This window comes from Streptococcus oralis, assembly GCF_001983955.1.
Classification (GTDB): Bacteria; Bacillota; Bacilli; order Lactobacillales; family Streptococcaceae; genus Streptococcus; species Streptococcus jiangnanensis.
Map to the genome: position 1 here is coordinate 87,089 of NZ_CP019562.1, position 24,209 is coordinate 111,297.

Genomic DNA, 24,209 nt, shown 5'->3' on the forward strand with positions numbered 1-24,209 from the left:
TACAAATGGGTCAAAAGTTTCAAAATTTTTAGAAATAGCGTATAATATAAAAGAGAAAAAGAAAAGAAAGGGATTTTAAAATGAACAAACGTTCTTTGTTACCTGTCTTATCGACAGCCCTGTTAGCTCCAGCCTTCTTAGCTGGACAAGTCTATGCTGAAGAAGCAACGACTCCTGCAGAAAGTTCAGCTGTTGTAGCGACTCCTGCTACGTCGGCGACTCCAGCTCCTGTTGAGAACCCTGCGGTACCGGAAACTTCGGCGACTTCAGAAGCAGTTGCACCTACAGAAGCTCCGTCAGCTCCTGCTGAATCTACTAAAAGCGAAGAAAAGGACACCGTTATCTTACACACCAATGATGTCCATGGTCGTATTGTAGAGGAAAAGGGAGTAATTGGAGATGCCAAGTTAGCGACAGTTATTGAGCAGGAACGTGCGAAATCAAATCAAAATACTCTGGTTGTTGATGCGGGAGACGCTTTTCAAGGTTTACCGATTTCCAACTCTACAAAGGGTGAAGCACGCGCTGAAATTCTCAATCAGATGCAGTATGATGCCATGGCAGTAGGAAACCATGAGTTTGACTTTGGTTTGGACGAAGCTAAGAAATACAAGGAAATCTTGAAATTCCCATTACTTAGTTCAAATACCTACGTCAATGGTGCTCGTCTCTTTGAAGCTTCTACAATCGTTGATAAAGATAAGACTGTGGAAGGTGATGAGTTTGTTGTAATCGGGGTGACAACACCTGAAACAGCAACCAAAACTCACCCTAAAAATGTCAAAGGGGTAACTTTTACAGATCCAATCTCTGAAGTCAATAAGGTCATCGAAGAAGTTCAAGCCAAGGCTCGTGCAGAAGGTAAGGACTACAAACACTATGTTGTGTTGGCTCACTTGGGTGTGGATACCACAACCCCAGTTGAGTGGCGTGGTTCAACCTTGGCAGAAGCCTTGTCTAAAAATCCTCGTTTGAAAGGGAAACGCGTAACAGTAATCGACGGTCACTCTCATACAGTAGAATCAACGACTTATGGCGACAATGTTACCTATAACCAGACAGGAAGCTACCTTCATAATGTAGGGAAAATCACCTACAAATCACGTCAGCTTTTGGGCAATCCAACTCAGATTCCGGCTGCAGATGCTAAAAAATTACCAGCCAATCCAACAGTTGAAAAACTAGTCAAAGACATTAAACAAAAATACGATGCTGAAAATGCGGTTGAGATTGTCTCAAACAGCCCTGTAGAACTCAACGGAGATCGTGAAAATGTTCGGGTTCGTGAAACTAACCTCGGAAACGTCGTAGCGGACTCTCTCTATCAGTATGGTCAAACAGGATTTAGCCATCCGACTGACATCGCTGTGACAAATGGCGGTGGCTTGCGTGAAACTATTGCAAAAGGCAAACCGATCACTAAAGGAAATGTCATTGCCGTTCTTCCATTTGGAAATACCATCTCACAAATCCAAGTGACGGGGCAACAAGTTTTGGATATGTTTGAAAAATCACTCGGATCTATCTTGCAGGTCGATAAGGATGGCAAGAAGGTCTTGGATGAGAACGGGCAACCATTGTTGGAGCCAAGTGGTGGTTTCTTGCAAGTTTCAGGTGTGAAGGTCTACTATGATACCAACCTACCATCAGGCAAACGTGTCTTGGCCATCCAGGTCAAAAACCGCACGACTGGTCGTTATGATCTTCTAGACCTCGCAAAAACCTACTATCTTGCAACCAATGATTTCCTAGCTGCAGGTGGCGATGGCTATACGATGTTAGGTGGTGCGCGAGAAGAAGGTCCTTCTATGGATGCAGCCTTTGAAGAGTATCTGAAAACCGCTGATTTGACCCAGTATGAAAAGATCAATCCGAACTCACGGACGATTTCTGTGGATTCTAAAAACTTTAGTCTACCAGTAGAAACGCCTCAAACGAATGCGCCTGCTAACGATGCGACTACAAATGTGCCATTGACTTATGAGGTGGCAGGTCAATTTAGCAAGAAGGCAGTTGTCTCAGAAAAAGCTCTCCCAAATACAGGAAGTGAACAATCCATCTTCTTGCTCTTGATGGGAATGGTAGCTGGTTTGGCAGGTATCTTATCGAGCCGAAAACCAAAGCTAAAATAGGTTAAATTTCACATCTAGAAGAGTCTAGGGAAACGTTTTTACGCCTTTTTCCCTTGACTCTTTTTTGGTTTATGATATAATTAACCAGTAAAGAATCGGCGGCTATCTATGTTTTTTACGAAAAGATAGCTTGGGAAGGAGTAACACATGAGACAGCTTGCACAGGAAATCGATAACTTTTTAAACGAGGTGATCTTGAGATCTGAGAACCAGCATGAAATTCTAATCGGGCATTGCACGAGTGACGTAGCCTTGACCAACACTCAGGAACACATCCTCATGCTCTTGTCGGAAGAATCCCTAACTAACTCGGAGCTAGCTCGTCGCCTTAATGTCAGTCAGGCAGCAGTGACCAAGGCTATCAAGTCTTTGGTCAAAGAGGGCATGTTAGAGACATCGAGAGACCCAAAAGATGCGCGTGTGATCTTTTACCAACTGACAGAACTAGCTCGACCAGTAGCGGCAGAACACCACCATCATCATGAACACACGCTCTCAGCCTATGAACAAGTGGCAAGTCAGTTTACTCCAAATGAACAAGAAGTTATCCAGCGGTTTTTAACTGCTTTAGTAGGAGAAATCAAATAATGCGGTATATTACAGTAGAGGACTTGTCTTTCTATTATGACAAGGAACCTGTCCTCGAGCATATCAACTACAGTGTTGATAGTGGGGAGTTTGTCACCCTGACTGGTGAAAATGGGGCTGCCAAGACGACTCTTATCAAGGCGAGTCTAGGCATCTTGCAGCCGAGATTTGGCAAGGTAACCATCTCAAAGACAAATACTCATGGGAAAAAGCTTAGGATAGCCTATCTTCCCCAGCAGATAGCCAGTTTTAATGCTGGCTTTCCAAGTACGGTTTATGAATTTGTCAAGTCGGGTCGCTATCCGCGAAAGGGCTGGTTCCGTCGTTTGAATGCCCACGATGAGGAGCATATCAAGGCTAGTCTAGACTCAGTTGGTATGTGGGAACACCGTGATAAACGGATTGGTTCCCTCTCTGGTGGGCAAAAGCAACGAGCAGTGATTGCTCGGATGTTTGCTTCTGACCCAGATATCTTTGTCTTGGATGAGCCGACAACAGGGATGGATGCAGGGAGCAAAAATGAATTTTACGAACTCATGCACCACAGTGCTCATCACCATGGCAAGGCTGTTTTGATGATTACCCATGACCCTGAGGAAGTCAAGGACTATGCGGATCGCAATATTCATCTAGTTCGTAACCAAGATTCGCCATGGCGTTGTTTCAACGTTCACGAAAGCGACCAGGAGGTGGAGCATGCTTAGTTTGTTATCCTATGACTTTATGCAGCGAGCCTTTTTGGCTGTCATTGCCATGAGTCTCTTTTCTCCAGTTCTTGGGACCTTCCTTATCTTACGTCGTCAGAGTCTCATGAGCGACACCCTCAGTCACGTTTCTCTATCAGGGGTAGCCTTTGGTCTGGTTTTAGGAATTTCTCCAACGATTTCAACCATTGCTATTGTCTTGATTGCAGCGGTTTTTCTGGAGTATCTCCGTACGGTTTACAAGAACTTTATGGAAATCGGGACTGCCATCCTCATGTCGACAGGGCTTGCAGTCTCCCTTATCGTGATGAGTAAGGGGAAAAGTTCGAGTTCCATGAGTCTGGATCAATACCTCTTTGGTTCGATTGTGACCATTAGCCAGGAGCAGGTGATATTCCTCTTTGCCATTGCTGCGGTCGTTTTGCTCTTGACTTTCTTATTCTTACGTCCCATGTACATCCTGACTTTTGATGAGGACACGGCCTTTGTGGATGGCTTGCCAGTTCGTACCATGTCTATCCTCTTTAACATGGTGACAGGGGTGGCGATTGCCCTTATGATTCCTGCAGCAGGAGCTCTTCTGGTGTCGACTATTATGGTCTTGCCGGCTAGTATTGCCCTTCGTCTGGGGAAAAACTTTAAATCCGTTATGTTACTAGCCAGCGCTATTGGTTTTTTGGGAATGGTGGCAGGACTTTATATTTCCTACTATGCGGAAACACCTGCCAGCGCTAGTATCACCATTATCTTTGTAGCTGTCTTTTTGTTAGTCAGTCTATTGAAACGTTTTATCAAATAGGAGAATGAAATGAAAAAACTGAGCTTACTACTAGCTAGTCTATGTGCCTTGTTTTTAGTGGCTTGTTCCAATCAAAAACAGGCAGATGGGAAGCTAAATATCGTGACAACCTTTTACCCTGTCTACGAATTTACCAAGCAAGTCGCAGGAGATACTGCTAATGTAGAACTCCTCATCGGTGCTGGTACAGAACCTCATGAATACGAACCGTCTGCCAAGGCAGTTGCCAAAATCCAAGACGCAGATACCTTTGTCTATGAAAATGAAAATATGGAAACATGGGTTCCTAAATTGCTAGAATCCTTGGATAAGAAAAAGGTGAAAATCATCAAGGCGACAGGTGATATGCTCCTCTTGCCAGGTGGTGAGGAAGAAGAGGAAGGGCATGATCATGACGGTGAGGGTCACCATCACGACTACGATCCCCATGTTTGGCTTTCACCAGCACGCGCCATCAAACTGGTAGAGCATATCCGTGACAGCTTGTCAGCAGATTATCCTGATAAAAAAGAGACTTTTGAGAAGAATGCAGCTGCCTATATTGAAAAATTGCAAGCATTGGATAAGGCCTACACAGATGGCTTGTCTCAAGCCAAACAAAAGAGCTTTGTGACCCAGCACGCTGCCTTTAACTACCTTGCCTTGGACTACGGTCTCAAGCAAGTATCCATCTCAGGTCTCTCACCAGATGCAGAACCATCAGCAGCACGTTTGGCAGAATTGACCGAGTATATCAAGAAAAACAAGATTTCTTATATCTACTTTGAAGAAAATGCCTCACAAGCCCTCGCCAATACACTTTCAAAAGAAACAGGTGTCAAACTAGATGTGCTCAATCCGCTAGAAAGTCTGACAGAAGAAGCAACCAAGGCTGGTGAGGACTATATCTCCGTGATGGAGAAAAACCTCAAGGCTTTGAAACAAACAACGGACCAAGAAGGACCAGAAATCGAGCCAGAGAAGGAAGAAAACACCAAGACAGTTCACAATGGTTACTTTGAGGATGCAGATGTCAAAGATCGTACCTTGAGTGACTATGTTGGCAACTGGCAGTCGGTCTATCCTTTCCTTGAGGATGGAACTTTTGATCAAGTCTTTGACTACAAGGCTAAGTTGACTGGCAAGATGACCAAGGATGAGTACAAGGCCTACTATAGAAAAGGCTATCAGACAGATGTGACCAAAATCAACATCACGGACAACACTATGGAATTTGTTCAAGGTGGCCAAAGCAAGAAATTCACCTATAAGTATGTCGGCAAGAAAATCTTGACTTATAAGAAAGGCAATCGTGGCGTGCGCTTCCTCTTTGAAGCAACAGATGCGGACGCTGGACAGTTCAAGTACGTTCAGTTTAGTGACCACAATATCGCCCCAGTCAAGGCAGAACATTTCCATATCTTCTTTGGAGGTACTAGCCAAGAAGCCCTCTTTGAAGAGATGGATAACTGGCCAACCTACTACCCAGATAACCTATCTGGCCAAGAAATCGCCCAAGAAATGTTGGCGCATTGATGCAAGAGAGAATCCCGCAAATCTGCGGGATTTTTTACTGGAAATGATTAGGTTGTTAGGTATTATAGTACCACAGTTGTGCTGTTCACAATGTGATAAAAAGGTCATTTTCTACTGGCTGATTCTCACTAGCTGGCGAATGCAAAAGCTACGATTGTACAAATTATAGAATCTTTTCAGGGGATTTAGGAAGGGAGCTTAGTCATATTGACGCTGCTATCGCTTTTTGTTATAGTCAAAGAGAGAGCGGTCTGGAACAATAGTTTATTCACAGTCTGTGGATAAGTCTAGGGGAAAATGACATACAACTCAGGGTGTTGAAGTATCCTGAAAATAGTTCCGTATGTTAGTGAATTTCTGGAAAGCTAGTATAAACCTTAGTACAGAGCTATTTGACAAAGGGCTGTTTAGGGTGACAGGTGAGCTAGAGACTGAAAAAACTAGTTTTTAGGTATGTTTTCTTATCCACAAGTTGTGGATAACTTTGTGAACAAGAGAAAGAGATACGAGATGATGACGAACATAAAACCACATGGAGCATTACCAAGTCAGGCCCAGCTAGTTTATTTAGAGGATAAACTAGCTGCCTTTATCCATTTTGGTCCCAATACCTTTTATGACCAAGAATGGGGAAGTGGGCAAGAGGATCCCAAGCGTTTTAACCCGACCAAGTTGGATGCGCGTGAATGGGTTCGAGTGCTTAAAGAAACGGGTTTTAAAAAGCTGATTTTGGTAGTTAAGCACCACGATGGTTTTGTGCTCTATCCGACAGCACATACAGATTATTCGGTCAAGGCTAGCCCTTGGAGGGATGGAAAGGGGGACTTGCTCCTTGAAGTTTCCCAGGCTGCAACTGAGTTTGACATGGATATGGGGGTTTATTTATCTCCTTGGGATGTCCATAGTCCCTTCTATCATGTGGACCGAGAAGCAGACTACAATGCCTATTATCTGGCTCAGTTGAAGGAAATCTTATCAAATCCTGACTATGGGAATGCTGGTAAGTTCGCTGAGGTTTGGATGGATGGTGCTCGAGGGGAAGGGGCCCAGCAGGTCAACTATGAGTTTGAGAATTGGTTTGAAACCATTCGTGACTTGCAGGGCGATTGTTTGATTTTCTCAACTGAAGGAACTAGTATTCGCTGGATTGGGAATGAACGAGGCTATGCAGGGAATCCCTTGTGGCAAAAGGTCAAGCCAGACCAGTTGGGGACAGAGGCGGAATTAGATTATCTACAGCACGGAGACCCCTTTGGGACGCTATTTTCAATCGGTGAGGCAGATGTTTCTCTTCGGCCGGGCTGGTTTTACCATGAGGATCAGGACCCCAAGTCTCTCGAGGAATTGGTCGAAATCTACTTTCACTCGGTGGGTCGGGGTACACCTCTCTTACTCAATATTCCGCCAAACCAAGATGGACTCTTTGACGAAAAGGATATCCAGCGTCTCTATGAATTTGCTGCCTACCGTGACGAGCTCTATAAAGAGGATTTGGCTTTGGGAGCCAAGGTATCTGGTCCTGCTCTATCACCAGACTATGCCTGTCATCATCTGACAGATGGGCTGGAGGCTAGTTCTTGGGCAAGTGATGCAGAGTTGCCAATCCAATTAGAGCTCGATTTAGGGGCACTTAAAACTTTTGATGTGATTGAGTTAAGAGAAGATTTGAAGTTGGGGCAACGCATCGCTGCTTTTCATGTTCAGGTAGAGTTGGATGGTGTCTGGCAGGAGTTTGGTTCTGGTTATACTGTTGGCTACAAACGTCTCTTACGAGGATCAGTCGTTGAGGCGCAGAAGATACGTGTGACCATTACAGAGGCACAGGCTTTGCCTTTGTTAACCAAGATTTCACTCTATAAAACACCTACCTTGTCGAAAAAAGAAGCTGTTCAGCAACTAGAGTTTTCAGAAAAAAGTCTGGCTGTGACCAAGGGAGAAAATGTCCACTTTACAGTGAAGCGCATAGAATTTAGCAGTCCTTTAGAAGCTAAGATTTCGATTCAACCAGGGACAGGTGTGCATGGTGTCGCCTATCGGGACGAGATTCAAGTCCTTACGTTTCAAGCTGGTGAGACTGAAAAAAGGCTAACGCTACCAACCTTGTATTTTGCAGGAGATAAAAGCTTAGATTTTTATCTGAATTTGACAGTAGATGGTCAGCTGGTTGACCAGCTTCAGGTCCAAGTTTCATAAAAGAAGAACCTTTGCGCGATGCAAAGGTTCTTTTGGTTATGAGTGATTTGGCAACCAGCTAAGTGTAAAGGTTAGTTGCTCAGCTTTCAAGAGGTCTTGGTGTTGAATGCTAGATACTATGGTCTTGTCCAATCGGCATTCTTTGACAAAGTTGAAATGGCTGTGGTTTTGCTCGGCATGGATATCCAGCCATTTATTTTTCTTAGCTAGGTAGATACGGAGATGGTCAAAGAGAGGAATTCCGAGATCGTAACTTGGTTTGCCTGGACAGGTCGGGTAGAATCCAAGAGCTGACCAGATATACCAAGCAGAGAGACTGCCATTGTCCTCATCGCCAGGATAGGCTTCCCAGCTTGGGTGAAAGGCTTTCTGACGCAAGGTTTTGATGAGTAGAGCAGTGTAGTCAGGGTAGTCGCTGTAGCGAAAGAGATAAGGGATGTGGAAGCTCGGTTGGTTGGAAATGGCGATTTGCCCAAAAGGAGCGGTAGCCATCTCGCTCATCTCGTGAATCTCGTAACCATAGCCGGTGGTTTCAAAGAGAGGAGCGTCCTGACAGGCTTTCAATAGATAATTGCTGAAGGCTTCTTTTCCACCCATAAGCTGGATTAAGCCTGGGATGTCGTGGAGGACGCCTAAAGTCGCTTGAATGGCAGAGCATTCGGCGTAGTCGCGTCCCCAACTATAAGGGGAGAAGTCAGGACGGAAGTTGCCTTGGCTGTCTCGCGCACGCATGTAACCTGTCTCAGCGTCAAATAGATGCTTGTAATTTTGTGACGAAGCCTTATAAGTCTGGGCGATGTCATTCTGATCAAGTTTTTCGGCACAGCTGGCGATACAAAAATCGCTATAGGCGTAGTCAAGGGTGTGACTGACACTTTCGTGGTGGTCGGTAGAGAGGTAGCCCAGTTCTTGGTATTGGGCTAGTCCGTGGCGGCCATTGATGCCGAGAGGGTCGGACTTGCTGGCTGTTTCAAGCATAGCCTGGAGGAGTTCTTCTTCTAGGTCGGGGGCCATGTCCTTGCAGGCGCTATCTGCGATAATGCCATCTAGCAGGGTACCAGGCATCATGCCACGTTCATCTGGGGCCAGCCATTTTGGCAGGAAACCAGTATCGCGGTAGCTATTGAGGAAACCTTCTAGAAAGCGGTGATAGTGTTCCGGTATGACAAGCGCAAAGAGGGGGAAGGTGGTGCGGAAGGTATCCCAGAAGCCATTGTTGCTAAAGAGGACGCCGGGCTTGACAGTACCAGTAGCCAGATCCATGTGGATGGCTTGCCCTGACTCGTTCACTTCATAAAAAGTCTGCGGGAAGAGGAAGATTCTGTAGAGGCAGTGGTCAAAGAAGGTTCGGTCAGCTTCTCCTGTTTCTAGCACATCAAAACGATGGAGGAGATTTTCCCAGTCCGCTTTCGCATTTACTTTACAGCTGTCAAAGTCCTTTTGAGATAGATTAAGCAGAGCTTGAGAAGGCGATATGAAAGAAGTTGCTAGTTGAATCTCTGCTTGACTGCTTGCTAAGTCAATTCGCCAGTCTTCACCTTCTTGGCTGACAGCAAGAATATCCGTATTTATTTGCAGGACTGTGAACAGTATCAGTGGATTTTTGTTGGTCTCAGTTTTACCTTCTTGTCGCAGGGCAAGAGTTCGATTATCTACTTGCTCTACATTCAGTTCATCTGCTGCGTGAAGGTAGAGGGAGAGGGCTTTACCTTGCTTTTGCTCCAAACGAATAGAAGCACCGTAGCAAGTCGGAGTAAGCTGGCTTTCAATCTGATAGCGCAGAGAAAAGAGTTTCAAATAGTGAGGCTGGAAGCAAGCTTTATCTATATCATAAGAAGACTGGCGGTGAAAGAGACTATCTCCGCCCAGTTGACCGGTGACAGGTGTCAGAAGCAGCCAAGAATAGTCGCCAATCCAAGGACTGGGCTGGTGGGTCAATCGAATCCCTTGAAAGATGGGCAGATGTGGTTCGAAAAACCAAGCTCCCTCCTGGTCACTGGTCTGGGGCACAAAATAATTCATCCCAAAAGGCACGCCCGTGTAAGGCAGGGTATTCCCCCGAGAAAAGGCATGCTTGCTAGCAGTCCCAAAGCGGGTATCAATGGTTTCAAGTAGTGGTTTCATAGTCTTTCCTTTAGCTGTTTTCCTACATTATATCAGAAAAAGAGTGCCTTTAGATATGGCGTTCGAAAGTAAGCAATTTTGTAGAAAAATGACTATCATTTGTGTATGTATTTTCTGTCTCAAAAACTATATACTGAAAATGAAAATCTGTTTGAAAGAGGCAAAATAGTTTATGGTTTATTCGAAAGAAATTGTTAGAGAATGGCTGGATGAAGTAGCAGAGCGGGCTAAGGACCATCCAGAGTGGGTAGATGTTTTCGAGCGTTGCTACACAGACACCTTGGACAATACGGTTGAAATCCTAGAAGATGGCTCAACTTTTGTATTGACAGGGGATATTCCTGCGATGTGGCTTCGGGATTCGACAGCCCAACTCAGACCCTATCTTCATGTGGCTAAAAGAGATGCCCTCCTGCGTCAGACCATTGCTGGTTTGGTCAAGCGTCAGATGACCTTGGTGCTCAAGGATCCTTATGCCAACTCTTTTAACATTGAGGAAAACTGGAAGGGACACCACGAGACCGATCACACAGACCTGAATGGTTGGATTTGGGAACGCAAGTATGAGGTGGACTCTCTTTGCTATCCTTTGCAGTTGGCTTATCTCCTCTGGAAAGAGACTGGTGAGACTAGTCAGTTTGATGAGACTTTTGTCGCAGCGACCAAGGAAATTCTTCATCTGTGGACGGTGGAACAAGACCACAAGAACTCTCCTTATCGTTTTGTTCGAGATACAGACCGCAAGGAAGATACTCTGGTAAATGATGGCTTTGGACCTGATTTTGCAGTGACTGGTATGACCTGGTCAGCCTTTCGCCCGAGTGATGACTGCTGCCAGTATAGCTACTTGATTCCGTCCAATATGTTTGTAGTAGTAGTCTTGGGTTATGTCCAAGAAATCTTTGCAGAACTAGACCTAGCTGATAGCGAGAGTGTCATTGCAGATGCTAAGCGTCTCCAGTCTGAAATCCAAGAAGGAATCGAAAACTACGCTTACACCACCAACAGCAAGGGTGAAAAGATTTACGCCTTTGAAGTGGATGGTTTAGGAAATGCCAGCATCATGGACGATCCAAATGTACCAAGTTTGCTGGCTGCGCCTTATCTGGGCTATTGCGACATTGAAGACGAAGTGTATCAAGCTACACGCCGCACTATTCTGAGCCCTGAAAATCCATATTTCTACCAAGGGAAATACGCTAGCGGTCTCGGAAGTTCTCATACCTTCTATCGCTATATCTGGCCCATTGCCCTTTCTATCCAAGGCTTGACAACAAGAGATAAGGCAGAGAAAAAATTCTTGCTCGATCAGCTGGTTGCTTGCGATGGTGGTACAGGTGTTATGCACGAAAGCTTCCACGTGGACGACCCAACGCTTTACTCTCGTGAATGGTTCTCTTGGGCCAACATGATGTTCTGTGAATTGGTCTTGGATTACCTGGATATTCGCTAATACTCTTCGAAAATCTCTTCAAACCACGTCAGCTTCGCCTTGCCGTAGGTATGGTTACTGACTTCATCAGTTCTATCCACAACCTCAAAGCAGTGCTTTGAGCAGACTGCGGCTAGCTTCCTAGTTTGCTCTTTGATTTTCATTGAGTATAAGGAGCGCGCTTTAGTTTCACCGATTCGTGTCAGAATCACACCTTTACATTTAAAACGTTAAAATTTAAATTTAGAATGAGGTTTTACTCATGGAAAATGTTGTTGTACATATTATCTCACACAGTCACTGGGACCGTGAGTGGTACTTACCTTTTGAAAGCCACCGTATGCAGTTGGTGGAATTATTTGACAATCTTTTTGATCTTTTTGAAAATGACCCTGAGTTCAAGAGCTTCCACTTGGATGGACAAACCATTGTCCTAGATGACTACTTGGAAATTCGCCCTGAAAATCGCGACAAAGTCCAAGGTTACATCGACCAAGGCAAACTCAAAATTGGTCCCTTTTACATCTTGCAGGATGATTACTTGATTTCTAGCGAAGCCAATGTCCGCAACACCTTGATTGGTCAAGCAGAATGTGCAAAATGGGGCAAATCAACCCAGATTGGTTACTTCCCAGATACCTTTGGAAATATGGGACAAGCGCCTCAAATCCTTCAAAAATCAGGCATTCACGTGGCAGCCTTTGGTCGTGGTGTCAAGCCGATTGGATTTGACAACCAAGTCCTCGAAGATGAGCAGTTTACATCCCAGTTTTCAGAAATGTACTGGCAGGGCGCGGACGGAAGTCGTGTTCTCGGTATCCTCTTTGCCAACTGGTATAGTAATGGGAATGAAATCCCAGTTGATAAGGATGAGGCCCTGGCCTTCTGGAAACAAAAATTGTCAGACGTGCGTGACTATGCTTCGACCAATCAATGGTTGATGATGAACGGCTGTGACCACCAGCCTGTACAGCGAAATCTGAGTGAAGCCATTCGTGTGGCAAATGAACTCTTCCCAGATGTGACTTTTGTTCATAGTTCCTTTGATGACTATGTCCACGCAGTAGAAAGTGCTCTACCAGAGCAGTTATCAACGGTTACAGGTGAGTTGACAAGTCAGGAAACAGATGGTTGGTACACACTTGCCAACACTTCTTCATCACGCATTTACCTTAAACAAGCCTTCCAAGAAAATAGCAACCTCCTAGAACAAGTAGTGGAGCCATTGACTGTCATCACTGGTGGCCACAACCATAAGGACCAGTTGACCTATGCTTGGAAAGTCCTTCTACAAAATGCGCCACATGACAGTATCTGTGGCTGTAGTGTGGACGAGGTTCATCGTGAGATGGAAACACGTTTTGCTAAGGTTAACCAAGTTGGAAACTTCGTTAAGACCAATCTTCTCAACGAGTGGAAGGGCAAAATCGCAACTCATGAAGCCCAAAGCGACTATCTCTTTACCGTCATTAACACAGGCTTGCATGACAAGGTTGATACAGTCAGCACCGTGATTGATGTAGCGACTTGTGATTTCAAAGAATTGCACCCAACAGAAGGCTATAAGAAGATGGCAGCCTTGACCTTGCCAAGCTACCGTGTCGAAGACTTGGAAGGGCATGCTGTAGAAGCGAAAATCGAAGATCTGGGAGCTAATTTTGAGTATGATTTACCAAAAGACAAGTTCCGCCAGGCTCGTATCGCTCGTCAAGTGCGCGTGACAGTGCCTGTTCATCTAGCACCACTTTCCTGGACAACCTTCCAATTGCTCGAAGGAGAACAAGAACACCGTGACGGTATTTACCAAAATGGAGTGATTGATACGCCATTTGTAACGGTCAGTGTGGATGAAAATATCACAGTCTACGACAAGACAACTCATGAAGCTTATGAGGATGTTCTTCGTTTTGAAGACCGTGGTGACATCGGAAATGAGTACATCTATTTCCAACCAAAAGGAACAGAGCCTATCTACGCAGAACTCAAAGGCTGTGAAGTCTTGGAAAATACAGCTCGTTTTGCCAAGATCTTGCTCAAGCATGAATTGACAATTCCAGTAAGTGCAGACGAAAAACTGGATGCGGAACAAAGAGGAATCATCGAGTTTATGACGCGCGAAGCTGGTCGCTCAGAAGAATTGACAATTCTTCCTCTTGAAACAGAGATGACCGTCTTTGTTGATAATCCACAAATTCGTTTCAAGACTCGCTTTACTAACACAGCCAAGGACCACCGTATCCGTCTCTTGGTTAAGACTCATAACACACGTCCAAGCAATGACTCTGAAAGCATCTATGAGGTGGTGACACGACCAAACAAACCAGCTGCTTCTTGGGAAAATCCTGAAAATCCACAACACCAACAAGCCTTTGTCAGCCTTTATGATGATGAAAAAGGAGTGACGGTGGCCAATAAAGGACTGCACGAGTATGAAATCCTTGGCGACGATACCATTGCAGTGACCATCCTTCGTGCCTCAGGTGAGCTAGGTGACTGGGGTTACTTTCCGACACCAGAGGCTCAGTGCTTGCGTGAGTTTGAAGTCGAGTTTGCTCTTGAATGCCACCAAGCAGGGGAACGCTTCTCCGCTTTCCGTCGTGCCAAAGCCTTCCAAACACCATTCACTAGTCTTCAAGTTGCTAAACAAGAAGGAAGTGTGGCAGCGACTGGTAGCCTCTTGAGTCATGCGGCACTCAGCTTACCACAAGTTTGCCCAACAGCCTTTAAAGTGGCGGAAAATGAAGAAGGATATGTCCTCCGTTACTACAATATGAGTCAAGAAAATGTTCGCATATCAGAACACCAACAAACCATTTTGGACTTACTTGAGCGACCATATCCAGTTCATTCAGGACTATTAGCGCCACAAGAAATTCGCACAGAATTGATCAAAAAAGAAGACATTTAACAGTTTTGAAGTGTTTGATAACTAATACTATGAGATAGAAAGGAGGGGCGAAAGAGTAAGGATTAATTGCTGATTCGCCCCTTTTTTGGTGAAAATATGATCATTGCAACCATTGATATTGGAGGAACTGGGATTAAGTTTGCCAGTCTAACTCCTGATGGAAAAATACTAGATAAGACAAGTACTCCGACGCCAGAAACCCTAGAAGATTTACTGGCATGGCTAGACCAACGCTTGGCAGAACAAGATTATAGTGGGATCGCCATGAGCGTTCCAGGCGCGGTCAAACAAGAAACAGGTGTGATTGAGGGAATCAGTGCCGTGCCTTATATTCACGGTTTTTCTTGGTATGAAGCTCTTGCTCATCACAAGCTATCTGTCCATCTAGAAAATGATGCCAACTGTGTTGGACTTAGTGAACTGTTGGCTCACCCAGAGATTGAAAATGCAGCCTGTGTCGTGATTGGGACAGGAATTGGCGGAGCTATGATTATCAATGGCAAACTTCACCGTGGTCGCCACGGCTTAGGTGGTGAGTTTGGCTATATGACAACCATTGAACCAGCTGAAAAACTCAACAACTGGTCGCTACTAGCATCCACAGGAAACATGGTTCGCTACGTAATTGAAAAATCTGGTCAGACTGACTGGGATGGTCGCAAGATTTACCAAGAAGCTGCAGCAGGAAATGCTCTTTGTCAAGAAGCGATTGAGCGCATGAATCGTAATCTGGCTCAAGGTTTGCTCAATATTCAGTATCTCATCGACACGGATGTCATTAGCCTGGGTGGGTCTATCAGCCAAAATCCAGACTTCATCCAAGGTGTCAAGAAGGCTGTCGATAACTTTGTCGAAACCTACGAAGAATACACGGTCGCACCAGTTATCCAAGCTTGCACCTATCATGCAGATGCCAATCTCTATGGTGCCCTTGTCAACTGGCTACAGGAGGAAAATCAGTGGTAACATTTACAGGACTTAGTCTCAAACAAACTCAGGCAATCGACTTGCTGACAAAACATATCTCTTTACCAGATGTGGAAGTTGCAGTCGCTCAGTCTGACCAAACGTCTATCTCGATTATAGGTCAAGGTGGACACTATCAACTAACCTATCGCAAACCTCACCAACTCTACCGCGCCTTGTCAGTGCTAGCAACAGCTCTCGTAGAAGGTGATAAGGTAGCGATTGAGGAGCAGGCGGCTTATGAAGATTTAGCCTACATGGCAGACTGTTCTCGCAATGCAGTTTTGAATGTGGCTTCTGCCAAACAGATGATTGAAGTCTTGGCTCTCATGGGTTACTCAACCTTCGAGCTCTACATGGAAGATACCTACCAGATTGAGGGGCAACCTTATTTTGGCTATTTCCGTGGCGCCTATTCAGCTGAAGAGTTACAGGAAATCGAAGCCTACGCTCAGCAGTTTGACATGACCTTTGTGCCTTGCATCCAGACCTTGGCCCACTTGTCAGCCTTTGTCAAATGGGGTGTTAAGGAAGTGCAAGAACTCCGTGATGTGGAGGACATTCTCCTTATCGGTGAAGAAAAAGTTTATGATTTGATTGACGGGATGTTTGCCACTCTGTCTAAACTGCAGACACGCAAGGTCAATATTGGGATGGACGAAGCTCACTTGGTTGGCTTGGGGCGCTACCTCATCTTGAACGGTGTTGTAGACCGTAGTCTCCTCATGTGTCAACACTTGGAGCGCGTGCTGGATATTGCCGATAAGTATGGTTTCCACTGCCAAATGTGGAGTGACATGTTCTTCAAACTCATGTCAGCAGATGGCCAGTACGATCGTGACGTGGAGATTCCAGAAGAAACTCGTGTCTACCTAGATCGTCTCAAAGACCGCGTAACCTTGGTTTACTGGGATTATTATCAGGACAGCGAGGAAAAATACAACCGCAATTTCCGCAATCACCACAAGATTAGCCAAGATATTGCCTTTGCAGGTGGTGCTTGGAAGTGGATCGGTTTTACGCCCAACAACCATTTCAGCCGTCTCATCGCTGTAGAAGCCAACAAAGCCTGCCGCGCCAATGATATCAAAGAAGTGATTGTGACGGGTTGGGGGGACAATGGTGGAGAAACTGCTCAGCTCTCTATTCTACCAAGTCTGCAAATCTGGGCAGAACTCAGCTACCGCAATGACCTAGACCGTTTGTCTGCTCACTTCAAGACCAATACAGGTCTATCAGTTGAGGAATTCATGCAGATCGACCTAGCCAACCTCTTGCCAGACCTGCCAGATAATCTCAGTGGTATCAATCCCAACCGCTATGTCTTTTATCAGGATGTTCTCTGTCCGATTCTTGACAGACACATGACACCTGAACAGGACAAACCACACTTCGCTCAGGCAGCTGAGATTCTCTCTGACATTAAAGAAAAAGCTGGGAACTATGCTTATCTCTTTGAAACTCAGGCCCAGTTGAACCAGATTTTAAGCAGTAAAGTGGATGTGGGACGACGCATTCGTCAGGCCTACCAAGTAAACGATAAAGAAAGTCTGAGAGAAATCGCAAGACAAGAATTACCAAAACTTAGAAGCGAGATTGAAAACTTCCATGCCCTCTTTAGCCACCAATGGTTGAAAGAAAACAAGGTCTTTGGTTTGGATACGGTTGATATCCGTATGGGCGGACTCTTGCAACGCATCAAGCGAGCAGAAAGCCGTATCGAAGCCTATCTGTCTGATCAGATTGACCGCATCGACGAGCTAGAAGTTGAAATCCTACCATTTACTGATTTCTACGCAGACAAGGATTTCGCAGCAACTACGGCCAACCATTGGCATACTATTGCGACAGCTTCGACGATTTATACGACTTAGGCATTTTTTCCGAGTCAGAGTGTTTCTCGTGAAACCTATTTCTTATAAAAAACTTCTCCACAAAAAATAATTTGTGGAGTTTTTTCTATAATTAGTAGTTTAACCTAGCCTTCAAATAGGAGTATACTAATAATGTAATCGTTATCAAACCTAAAAATTCGATGAAATCAGTTTTTAGGAATAAAAAGGGAGGAAATTATGAAAAAGTTTTCAAAGACCTTGAGAGATAACTGGATCTTTCTCTTGATGGTTTTACCAGGGGCACTCTGGTTGATTCTATTCTTTTACATTCCAGTATTTGGGAATGTGGTCGCCTTTAAAGACTACCATATGACCAGTAATGGTTTCATAGATAGTATCGTGAATAGTAAATGGGTCGGGTTAGATAATTTCAGATTCTTGTTCAGTTCAAAAGATGCCTTTATCATCACTCGTAATACCGTTCTCTACAATCTCGGCTTTATCTTTATCGGTTTGATTGTATCAGTAGGGATTGCCATCATCCTCAGCGAGCTTCGCTCTAAGAGAATGGTTAAGATTTTCCAAACGTCTATGTTGTTCCCTTACTTCCTGTCATGGGTTATTATCAGTTTCTTTACAGATGCCTTCCTAAACATTGACAAAGGGGTCTTCAACCATTTCCTAACATCCATTGGCATGAAGGAAGTCAACTTCTACGCTGACTTAGGCATTTGGCCATACCTTCTCCTTTTCCTAGGTATTTGGAAAGGCTTTGGATATAGCAGTGTCATGTACTATGCGACGATCATGGGAATTGACCCAACCTACTACGAAGCAGCAACAGTGGACGGGGCGAGCAAGTGGCAACGTATTCGCAACGTAACCATTCCTCAGTTGACTCCACTTGTGACAGTTTTGACTATCCTTGCAGTCGGAAATATCTTCCGTGCAGACTTTGGTCTCTTCTATCAAATCCCACACAATGCTGGTCAGCTTTACAATGTAACCAACGTTTTGGACGTATATGTCTTTAATGGTTTGACTCAGACAGCAGATATCGGTATGGCTTCAGCAGCCGGTCTTTACCAATCCGTTGTCGGTTTGATTCTGGTTATCCTATCAAACTTGCTTGCAAGACGAGTCGATCCAAACTCAGCTTTGTTCTAGAAAGGAGGAGAATATGGCAGAAAAGAAAATTAAAAAAGAAAAAATCGATAATGTCGGCATTCACTCCTTCAGTAAGAAAGCAGATATCTTCTTTAGTATCATCTCTGGTTTGATCGCTCTTTCTTGTATCTTGCCCTTTATCTTCGTTATCATCATTTCGGTGACAGATGAAAAGAGCATCCTCCAGTATGGATATAGCTTTTTCCCTTCGAAATTTGGTGTAGATGGATTCCAGTTCCTAGCTCAGTTTAAAGATAAGATCCTCCAAGCGCTCTTTATCTCAGTTTTTGTAACCGTAGTCGGAACAGTGACCAACGTCTTCATTACAACCACTTATGCCTACGCCATCTCACGTACAACCTTTAAGTACCGCAGATTCTTCACGATTTTCGCTCTTCTCAGTATGTTGTTCAATGCTGGTTTGGTACCAGGCTATATCGTGGTCACTCGCCTGCTGCAACTTGGTGATACCGTTTGGGCCTTGATTGTTCCAATGCTTCTCTCACCATTCAACATCATCTTGATGCGTTCCTTCTTCAAGAAGACCATTCCAGAAGCCATTCTCGAATCTGCTCGTATCGATGGTGCCAGTGAAGCTCGGATCTTCTTCCAGATTTGTTTGCCATTGTCACTTCCAGGTATCGCAACCATTACGCTTTTGACAGCTCTTGGTTTCTGGAACGACTGGTTCAACGCCCTTCTTTACATCAAGAGTGATAACTTGTATCCATTGCAATATTTGCTTATGCAAATCCAGCAAAATATGGACTACATTGCAAAAGCAGTCGGCCTATCTGGCCAACTGGGAGTCGCTCTTCCAAAAGAAACAGGTCGTATGGCCATGGTTGTAGTTGCAACCCTTCCAATCGCGATTCTGTATCCATTCTTCCAACGCTACTTTGTTAAAGGTTTGACAATCGGTGGTGTGAAAGAATAGCACTTACTGAGAAACACCGTTTCTCCCTTCTCAACTTCATCATAGCGATTGAAGTTAAAAATTATTAAATCGTTTATAAGTTTAAAAATAAAAAAAGGAGTTTTTATCATGAAAAACTGGAAAAAATATGCTTTTGCATCTGCTAGCGTAGTCGCTTTGGCTGCTGGTCTCGCTGCTTGTGGAAACCTTACAGGTAATAACAAAAAAGCTGCGGACTCAGCTTCAGGTGAAAAAACTGTTATCAAAATGTACCAAATTGGTGACAAACCAGATAACTTGGATGAATTGCTAGAAAATGCTAACAAAATCATCGGTGAAAAAGTTGGTGCCAAATTGGATATCCAATACCTCGGATGGGGTGACTATGATAAGAAAATGTCTGTTATCACATCATCTGGTGAAAACTATGATATCGCATTTGCATCTAACTATGTCGTAAATGCTCAAAAAGGTGCCTATGCTGACTTAACAGAATTGTATAAAAAAGAAGGAGCAGAGCTTTACAAAGCACTTGACCCAGCTTACATCAAAGGGAACACTGTAAACGGTAAGATCTATGCAGTACCAGTTGCAGCTAACGTTGCATCATCTCAAAACTTTGCCTTCAACGGAACACTTCTTGCTAAATACGGTATCGATATTTCAGGTGTAACTTCATACGAAACACTTGAGCCAGTCTTGAAACAAATCAAAGAAAAAGCTCCAGATGTAGTACCATTTGCGGTTACGAAGAACTTTATCCCATCTGATAACTTTGACTACCCAGTACCAAATGGACTTCCATTTGTTATTGACCTTGAAGGAGACACTACTAAGATCGTAAACCGTTACGAAGTACCTCGTTTCAAAGAACACTTGAAGACTCTTCACAAATTCTATGAAGAAGGATACATTCCAAAAGACGTAGCAACAAGCGACACTTCATTTGACCTTCAACAAGATACTTGGTTCGTTCGTGAAGAAACAGTAGGACCAGCTGACTACGGTAACAGCTTGCTTTCACGTGTTGCGAACAAAGATATCCAAATCAAACCAATCACTAACTTTATTAAGAAAAACCAAACAACACAAGTTGCCAACTTTGTTATCTCAAACAACTCTAAGAACAAAGAAAAATCAATGGAAGTGTTGAACCTCTTGAACACGAACCCAGAACTCTTGAACGGTCTTGTTTACGGTCCAGAAGGCAAGAACTGGGAAAAAATTGAAGGTAAAGAAAACCGTGTACGCGTCCTTGATGGCTACAAAGGAAATACTCACATGGGTGGATGGAACACTGGTAACAACTGGATTCTTTACATCAACGAAAACGTTACAGACCAACAAATCGAAGATTCTAAGAAACAATTGGCAGAAGCTAAAGAATCTCCAGCACTTGGATTCATCTTTAACACTGACAATGTGAAATCTGAAATCTCAGCAATTTCTAACACAATGCAACAATTCGATACAGCTATCAACACTGGTACTGTAGACCCAGATAAAGCTATTCCAGAATTGATGGAAAAATTGAAATCTGAAGGTGCCTACGAAAAAGTATTGAACGAAATGCAAAAACAATACGACGAATTCTTGAAAAACAAAAAATCATAAGAACGATTGATTTCGTGTATTCATTCCTAATTCCTAAAAATGTGATCACTGCCTTCCTTAGTTCTCTAGGGGAGGTAGTGATTTTTAGGATGTAAACATGAAAAGAGTGGTTCTGAGGGTTTATGCGGTGTGATACACATACATCTATAGAGGATTTATTATGAAAAAATATCGCCTTCTTTTCAAAATGAGTGCTGTCTTCTCTTACCTATTTTTCGTATTTGGCCTTTCCCAGCTGACGCTTATTGTCCAAAACTATTGGCAATTTTCTTCCCAGATAGGCAATTTCTTCTGGATTCAAAATATCCTGAGTTTGCTATTTAGTGGAGTCATGATTTGGATTCTGGTTAAGACAGGGCACGGTTATCTCTTTCGTATTCCAAGAAAAAAATGGCTTTGGTATTCGATTTTGACAGTATTAGTGGTAGTGCTCCAGATCTCTTTTAACGTTCAGACAGCTAAACATGTTCAGTCAACTGCTGAAGGTTGGGCTGTATTGATTGGTTATAGTGGGACTAACTTTGCAGAGCTAGGTATTTATATAGCCCTGTTCTTTCTGGTTCCACTGATGGAAGAGTTAATCTATAGAGGATTACTGCAACATGCCTTTTTTAAAGATTCGAGATTTGCTCTTGATTTGCTTCTTCCTTCTATTTTATTTGCTCTCCCTCATTTTTCAAGCCTGCCTAGTCTGTTAGATATCTTCGTCTTTGCAACATCTGGAATCATTTTTGCTAGTTTGACCCGCTATACCAAGAGCATTTATCCTTCCTATGCGGTGCATGTGATCAATAATATTTTCGCAACATTACCATTTTTGCTGACTTTTTTACATAGGGTATTTGGATAAAATATTAGCATGAGAGCTAGGAATGATAGCTTTTCAAATATTTTAGGAGGAAAATGAGTATGACACCATTAAAATGGTTTGCTGGAGGAAGCGAAAGACGTAGTGAAGCCATGACCATCATAGATTATCTATTGGAAGATATAAAGGCTGCGCCTCAACTTACTCCCTTGAAAAATCAGTTAGTGATTTATCAAAAACGATTAGAGGATGATGGAACCTCTACTCCATTTATTCTGAGCCAAATGAACGTCGCCATCTCACGTGTATTAATTGACAACAAGTTGTGTTTGTCAGAAAGTCAAGCTAAGCAAATCAAAAAATTGAGAGAATTATCTGCGATTCGCTATGGTTACTGATAAAGTGCAGGGGTAGGACTCTTTCTACAATTTCCGGTCAAATAAATTGCATTCGTTTTCTCAAGTGGGTATACTAGTATAGTTGAATGAAAAATTCTGAAAATTTAAGAATAGAAAAGAGAACAAATCTTATGGCAAAAGATATTCGTGTCTTACTTTACTACCTTTATACTCCAATTGAAAACGCAGAGCAATTTGCGGCAGATCACTTGGCTTTCTGTAAATCAATCGGTCTCAAAGGCCGTATCCTGGTCGCTGATGAGGGAATCAACGGAACAGTTTCAGGTGACTACGAAACAACTCAAAAATACATGGACTACGTTCACAGCCTACCAGGCATGGAAGACCTCTGGTTCAAGATTGACGAAGAAAATGAACAAGCCTTCAAGAAGATGTTTGTTCGCTACAAGAAAGAGATTGTCCACCTTGGTTTGGAAGACAACGACTTTGACAACGACATCAACCCACTTGAAACAACAGGTGCTTACTTGTCTCCAAAAGAGTTCAAAGAGGCTCTTCTTGACGAAGATACAGTGGTCCTTGACACACGTAACGATTATGAGTACGACCTAGGACACTTCCGTGGGGCTATCCGCCCAGACATCCGCAACTTCCGTGAGTTGCCACAATGGGTCCGTGACAACAAGGAAAAATTCATGGACAAGCGTGTCGTGGTTTACTGTACAGGCGGCGTTCGCTGTGAGAAATTCTCAGGCTGGATGGTGCGTGAAGGCTACAAAGATGTTGGTCAATTGCACGGAGGAATCGCAACTTACGGTAAAGACCCAGAAGTCCAAGGTGAGCTTTGGGATGGGAAAATGTACGTCTTTGACGAGCGTATCGCCGTTGATGTTAACCATGTTAACCCAACCATCGTGGGGAAAGACTGGTTTGATGGAACACCATGTGAACGCTATGTCAACTGTGGCAACCCCTTCTGTAACCGTCGTATCCTAACATCAGAAGAAAATGAAGACAAGTACCTCCGTGGATGCTCACACGAGTGCCGTGTTCACCCTCGCAACCGCTATGTTTCAGAAAATGAATTGACACAAGCAGAAGTAATCGAGCGCCTAGCTGCTATCGGTGAAAGCTTGGATCAAGTTGCTACAGTATAAAGTAAACAGCCTTCAGGGGCTGTTTTTCTATGCTTTTTATCTAAAAATCTAAAGTTTGTTTCTGTATCTTTCAGGAAAATAGGGTATACTATGTGTAAACGATTTCAAAGGAGGCCGGTTATGGCGAAAACATTTTTTATCCCAAATAAAGAAAGCATTCTAGGACAACAGGAGGTCTTGACTGCCAAGTCCATCTTGGCCTTGGTGGAGGGCTTGGAGTCGCATAGTTATGATGCAGTCTATCTCCGTCAGCCACTCAATCGTCTCGAGTATATCGAGTGTGGGATTGTAGGTCAGTCGCAATTTCTCTTCAAGGTGAACTATGCGGATAGCCGAAAAGGCTATCAAGTGGTGATTCCAGACTTCCTTACCAGAGCGGACTGGGAGATTGTAGAAGCTCTCCTCCAAGCCCTATCAAGCAAGTTGGGTGAGGCAGTAGAAGGGCTAGAAGGATTTGACTTTGAAGCTTATTTCCGACAAACAGTCAAGAATTATCTAGCGGATAGGGCGGCTCGTCTGGTATACTGCCAAGGACTCTTGTCCCCTATCTATCTCAACAAGGAATACCTCGAGAGCTTTTTGGCTGAGGATGGATTGGCACGTTTTGAAGATCTAGTCAAGAAGGTTCAAGGATCTGATGCCTACCTTGCCAGTGTGAGATTTTACCTAGACGCCCAAGGCAAGGTGCACGGTATCTATCACCTAGCCCAGGGAGTCAAAACGATTTTACCAAAGGAACCCTTTGTACCAGCTCCTTATACCGAGCAGCTGGCAGGCAAGGAGCTTATTTGGGAGATTGACCTAGTGACGATTTCTGGTGATGGCTCAAAAGCAGAAGACTATGAAGCCATCGCTCGCTTGGATTATGCAAGATTCCTAGAGTCATTACCAAAAGCATTTTACCACCAACTAGATGCTAATCAATTAGAAGTACAAGCCATCCTAGGACAAGATTTTGAAGGATTGGCAAGTATCGAGTAGACATTGTTCAA

At 43.9% G+C, this 24,209-nt stretch carries 18 protein-coding genes; 17 read left to right on the forward strand and 1 reads right to left on the reverse strand.

Annotated features, from left to right (window positions below; translation table 11 throughout):
• Positions 1 to 80: 80 nt before the first annotated feature.
• The 6 genes from nt5e to BWR56_RS00465 all read left to right on the forward strand — a co-directional run bounded on the left by nt5e (position 81) and on the right by BWR56_RS00465 (position 7,931).
• Positions 81 to 2,132, forward strand: coding sequence for a cell surface ecto-5'-nucleotidase Nt5e (gene nt5e, locus BWR56_RS00440; RefSeq protein WP_076984235.1), 2,052 nt, complete (start codon positions 81 to 83; stop codon positions 2,130 to 2,132).
• A gap of 147 nt (positions 2,133 to 2,279) precedes the next feature.
• A complete protein-coding gene (gene adcR / locus BWR56_RS00445) occupies positions 2,280 to 2,720 on the forward strand; it encodes a zinc-dependent transcriptional regulator AdcR (protein ID WP_076984236.1) in 441 nt (146 codons plus the stop codon).
• Positions 2,720 to 3,424 carry a metal ABC transporter ATP-binding protein gene (locus tag BWR56_RS00450; RefSeq protein ID WP_001269483.1) on the forward strand — a complete coding sequence of 235 codons (705 nt, stop codon included), beginning with the start codon at positions 2,720 to 2,722 and terminating at the stop codon, positions 3,422 to 3,424. Before adcR ends, BWR56_RS00450 begins: the two co-directional genes overlap by 1 nt.
• A complete protein-coding gene (locus BWR56_RS00455) occupies positions 3,417 to 4,223 on the forward strand; it encodes a metal ABC transporter permease (protein ID WP_000950023.1) in 807 nt (268 codons plus the stop codon). Before BWR56_RS00450 ends, BWR56_RS00455 begins: the two co-directional genes overlap by 8 nt.
• 9 nt (positions 4,224 to 4,232) lie before the next feature.
• A complete protein-coding gene (locus BWR56_RS00460; RefSeq protein ID WP_049504568.1) occupies positions 4,233 to 5,738 on the forward strand; it encodes a zinc ABC transporter substrate-binding protein AdcA in 1,506 nt (501 codons plus the stop codon).
• 513 nt (positions 5,739 to 6,251) lie between these two features.
• Positions 6,252 to 7,931 (forward strand): alpha-L-fucosidase, encoded by a 1,680-nt coding sequence (locus BWR56_RS00465; RefSeq protein WP_049504680.1) that lies wholly within the window; start codon positions 6,252 to 6,254, stop codon positions 7,929 to 7,931.
• Positions 7,932 to 7,967: 36 nt separating this feature from the next.
• On the opposite strand, the gene BWR56_RS00470 is transcribed toward BWR56_RS00465, so the two are convergent.
• Positions 7,968 to 10,055 carry a GH92 family glycosyl hydrolase gene (locus tag BWR56_RS00470; RefSeq protein WP_076984238.1) on the reverse strand — a complete coding sequence of 696 codons (2,088 nt, stop codon included), beginning with the start codon at positions 10,053 to 10,055 and terminating at the stop codon, positions 7,968 to 7,970.
• Positions 10,056 to 10,227: 172 nt separating this feature from the next.
• Between BWR56_RS00470 and BWR56_RS00475 the strand changes: the two genes are divergently transcribed.
• The 11 genes from BWR56_RS00475 to BWR56_RS00530 all read left to right on the forward strand — a co-directional run bounded on the left by BWR56_RS00475 (position 10,228) and on the right by BWR56_RS00530 (position 24,198).
• Entirely contained in the window at positions 10,228 to 11,508 is a 1,281-nt protein-coding gene (locus BWR56_RS00475) for a glycoside hydrolase family 125 protein (RefSeq protein ID WP_076984239.1), read from the forward strand.
• Between the two features lie 241 nt (positions 11,509 to 11,749).
• Positions 11,750 to 14,395, forward strand: coding sequence for an alpha-mannosidase (locus tag BWR56_RS00485; protein WP_076984240.1), 2,646 nt, complete (start codon positions 11,750 to 11,752; stop codon positions 14,393 to 14,395).
• A 96-nt stretch (positions 14,396 to 14,491) separates the two neighbouring features.
• On the forward strand, positions 14,492 to 15,361 hold the full coding sequence (locus BWR56_RS00490) for an ROK family protein (protein ID WP_076984883.1): 870 nt from the start codon (positions 14,492 to 14,494) through the stop codon (positions 15,359 to 15,361).
• The gene (locus BWR56_RS00495) at positions 15,355 to 17,235 is read left to right on the forward strand and encodes a beta-N-acetylhexosaminidase (RefSeq protein ID WP_076984241.1); all 1,881 of its coding nucleotides are present in this window, start codon (positions 15,355 to 15,357) and stop codon (positions 17,233 to 17,235) included. Before BWR56_RS00490 ends, BWR56_RS00495 begins: the two co-directional genes overlap by 7 nt.
• 198 nt (positions 17,236 to 17,433) lie before the next feature.
• A complete protein-coding gene (locus tag BWR56_RS00500; RefSeq protein WP_000714584.1) occupies positions 17,434 to 18,363 on the forward strand; it encodes an ABC transporter permease in 930 nt (309 codons plus the stop codon).
• A gap of 13 nt (positions 18,364 to 18,376) precedes the next feature.
• Positions 18,377 to 19,300 (forward strand): carbohydrate ABC transporter permease, encoded by a 924-nt coding sequence (locus BWR56_RS00505; protein WP_000818344.1) that lies wholly within the window; start codon positions 18,377 to 18,379, stop codon positions 19,298 to 19,300.
• A gap of 108 nt (positions 19,301 to 19,408) precedes the next feature.
• Positions 19,409 to 20,893 carry an ABC transporter substrate-binding protein gene (locus BWR56_RS00510; RefSeq protein ID WP_044021556.1) on the forward strand — a complete coding sequence of 495 codons (1,485 nt, stop codon included), beginning with the start codon at positions 19,409 to 19,411 and terminating at the stop codon, positions 20,891 to 20,893.
• A gap of 160 nt (positions 20,894 to 21,053) precedes the next feature.
• Positions 21,054 to 21,743: a CPBP family intramembrane glutamic endopeptidase gene (locus tag BWR56_RS00515; RefSeq protein ID WP_076984242.1), complete on the forward strand. Its 690-nt coding sequence runs from the start codon at positions 21,054 to 21,056 to the stop codon at positions 21,741 to 21,743.
• A gap of 59 nt (positions 21,744 to 21,802) precedes the next feature.
• Complete coding sequence (locus tag BWR56_RS00520; protein ID WP_196769364.1) at positions 21,803 to 22,099, forward strand: bacteriocin immunity protein; 297 nt, start codon at positions 21,803 to 21,805, stop codon at positions 22,097 to 22,099.
• Positions 22,100 to 22,230: 131 nt separating this feature from the next.
• Complete coding sequence (gene trhO, locus BWR56_RS00525; protein ID WP_001030012.1) at positions 22,231 to 23,217, forward strand: oxygen-dependent tRNA uridine(34) hydroxylase TrhO; 987 nt, start codon at positions 22,231 to 22,233, stop codon at positions 23,215 to 23,217.
• Positions 23,218 to 23,337: 120 nt separating this feature from the next.
• Positions 23,338 to 24,198 carry a DUF4299 family protein gene (locus tag BWR56_RS00530; RefSeq protein WP_076984244.1) on the forward strand — a complete coding sequence of 287 codons (861 nt, stop codon included), beginning with the start codon at positions 23,338 to 23,340 and terminating at the stop codon, positions 24,196 to 24,198.
• Positions 24,199 to 24,209: the final 11 nt, after the last annotated feature.

Coding starts and splice junctions, on each gene's coding strand:
- nt5e (WP_076984235.1), top strand. CDS start 81: ATGAACAAACGTTCTTTGTTACCTGTCTTATCGACAGCCCTGTTAGCT.
- adcR (WP_076984236.1), top strand. CDS start 2,280: ATGAGACAGCTTGCACAGGAAATCGATAACTTTTTAAACGAGGTGATC.
- BWR56_RS00450 (WP_001269483.1), top strand. CDS start 2,720: ATGCGGTATATTACAGTAGAGGACTTGTCTTTCTATTATGACAAGGAA.
- BWR56_RS00455 (WP_000950023.1), top strand. CDS start 3,417: ATGCTTAGTTTGTTATCCTATGACTTTATGCAGCGAGCCTTTTTGGCT.
- BWR56_RS00460 (WP_049504568.1), top strand. CDS start 4,233: ATGAAAAAACTGAGCTTACTACTAGCTAGTCTATGTGCCTTGTTTTTA.
- BWR56_RS00465 (WP_049504680.1), top strand. CDS start 6,252: ATGACGAACATAAAACCACATGGAGCATTACCAAGTCAGGCCCAGCTA.
- BWR56_RS00470 (WP_076984238.1), bottom strand. CDS start 10,055: ATGAAACCACTACTTGAAACCATTGATACCCGCTTTGGGACTGCTAGC.
- BWR56_RS00475 (WP_076984239.1), top strand. CDS start 10,228: ATGGTTTATTCGAAAGAAATTGTTAGAGAATGGCTGGATGAAGTAGCA.
- BWR56_RS00485 (WP_076984240.1), top strand. CDS start 11,750: ATGGAAAATGTTGTTGTACATATTATCTCACACAGTCACTGGGACCGT.
- BWR56_RS00490 (WP_076984883.1), top strand. CDS start 14,492: ATGATCATTGCAACCATTGATATTGGAGGAACTGGGATTAAGTTTGCC.
- BWR56_RS00500 (WP_000714584.1), top strand. CDS start 17,434: ATGAAAAAGTTTTCAAAGACCTTGAGAGATAACTGGATCTTTCTCTTG.
- BWR56_RS00505 (WP_000818344.1), top strand. CDS start 18,377: ATGGCAGAAAAGAAAATTAAAAAAGAAAAAATCGATAATGTCGGCATT.
- BWR56_RS00510 (WP_044021556.1), top strand. CDS start 19,409: ATGAAAAACTGGAAAAAATATGCTTTTGCATCTGCTAGCGTAGTCGCT.
- BWR56_RS00515 (WP_076984242.1), top strand. CDS start 21,054: ATGAAAAAATATCGCCTTCTTTTCAAAATGAGTGCTGTCTTCTCTTAC.
- BWR56_RS00520 (WP_196769364.1), top strand. CDS start 21,803: ATGACACCATTAAAATGGTTTGCTGGAGGAAGCGAAAGACGTAGTGAA.
- trhO (WP_001030012.1), top strand. CDS start 22,231: ATGGCAAAAGATATTCGTGTCTTACTTTACTACCTTTATACTCCAATT.
- BWR56_RS00530 (WP_076984244.1), top strand. CDS start 23,338: ATGGCGAAAACATTTTTTATCCCAAATAAAGAAAGCATTCTAGGACAA.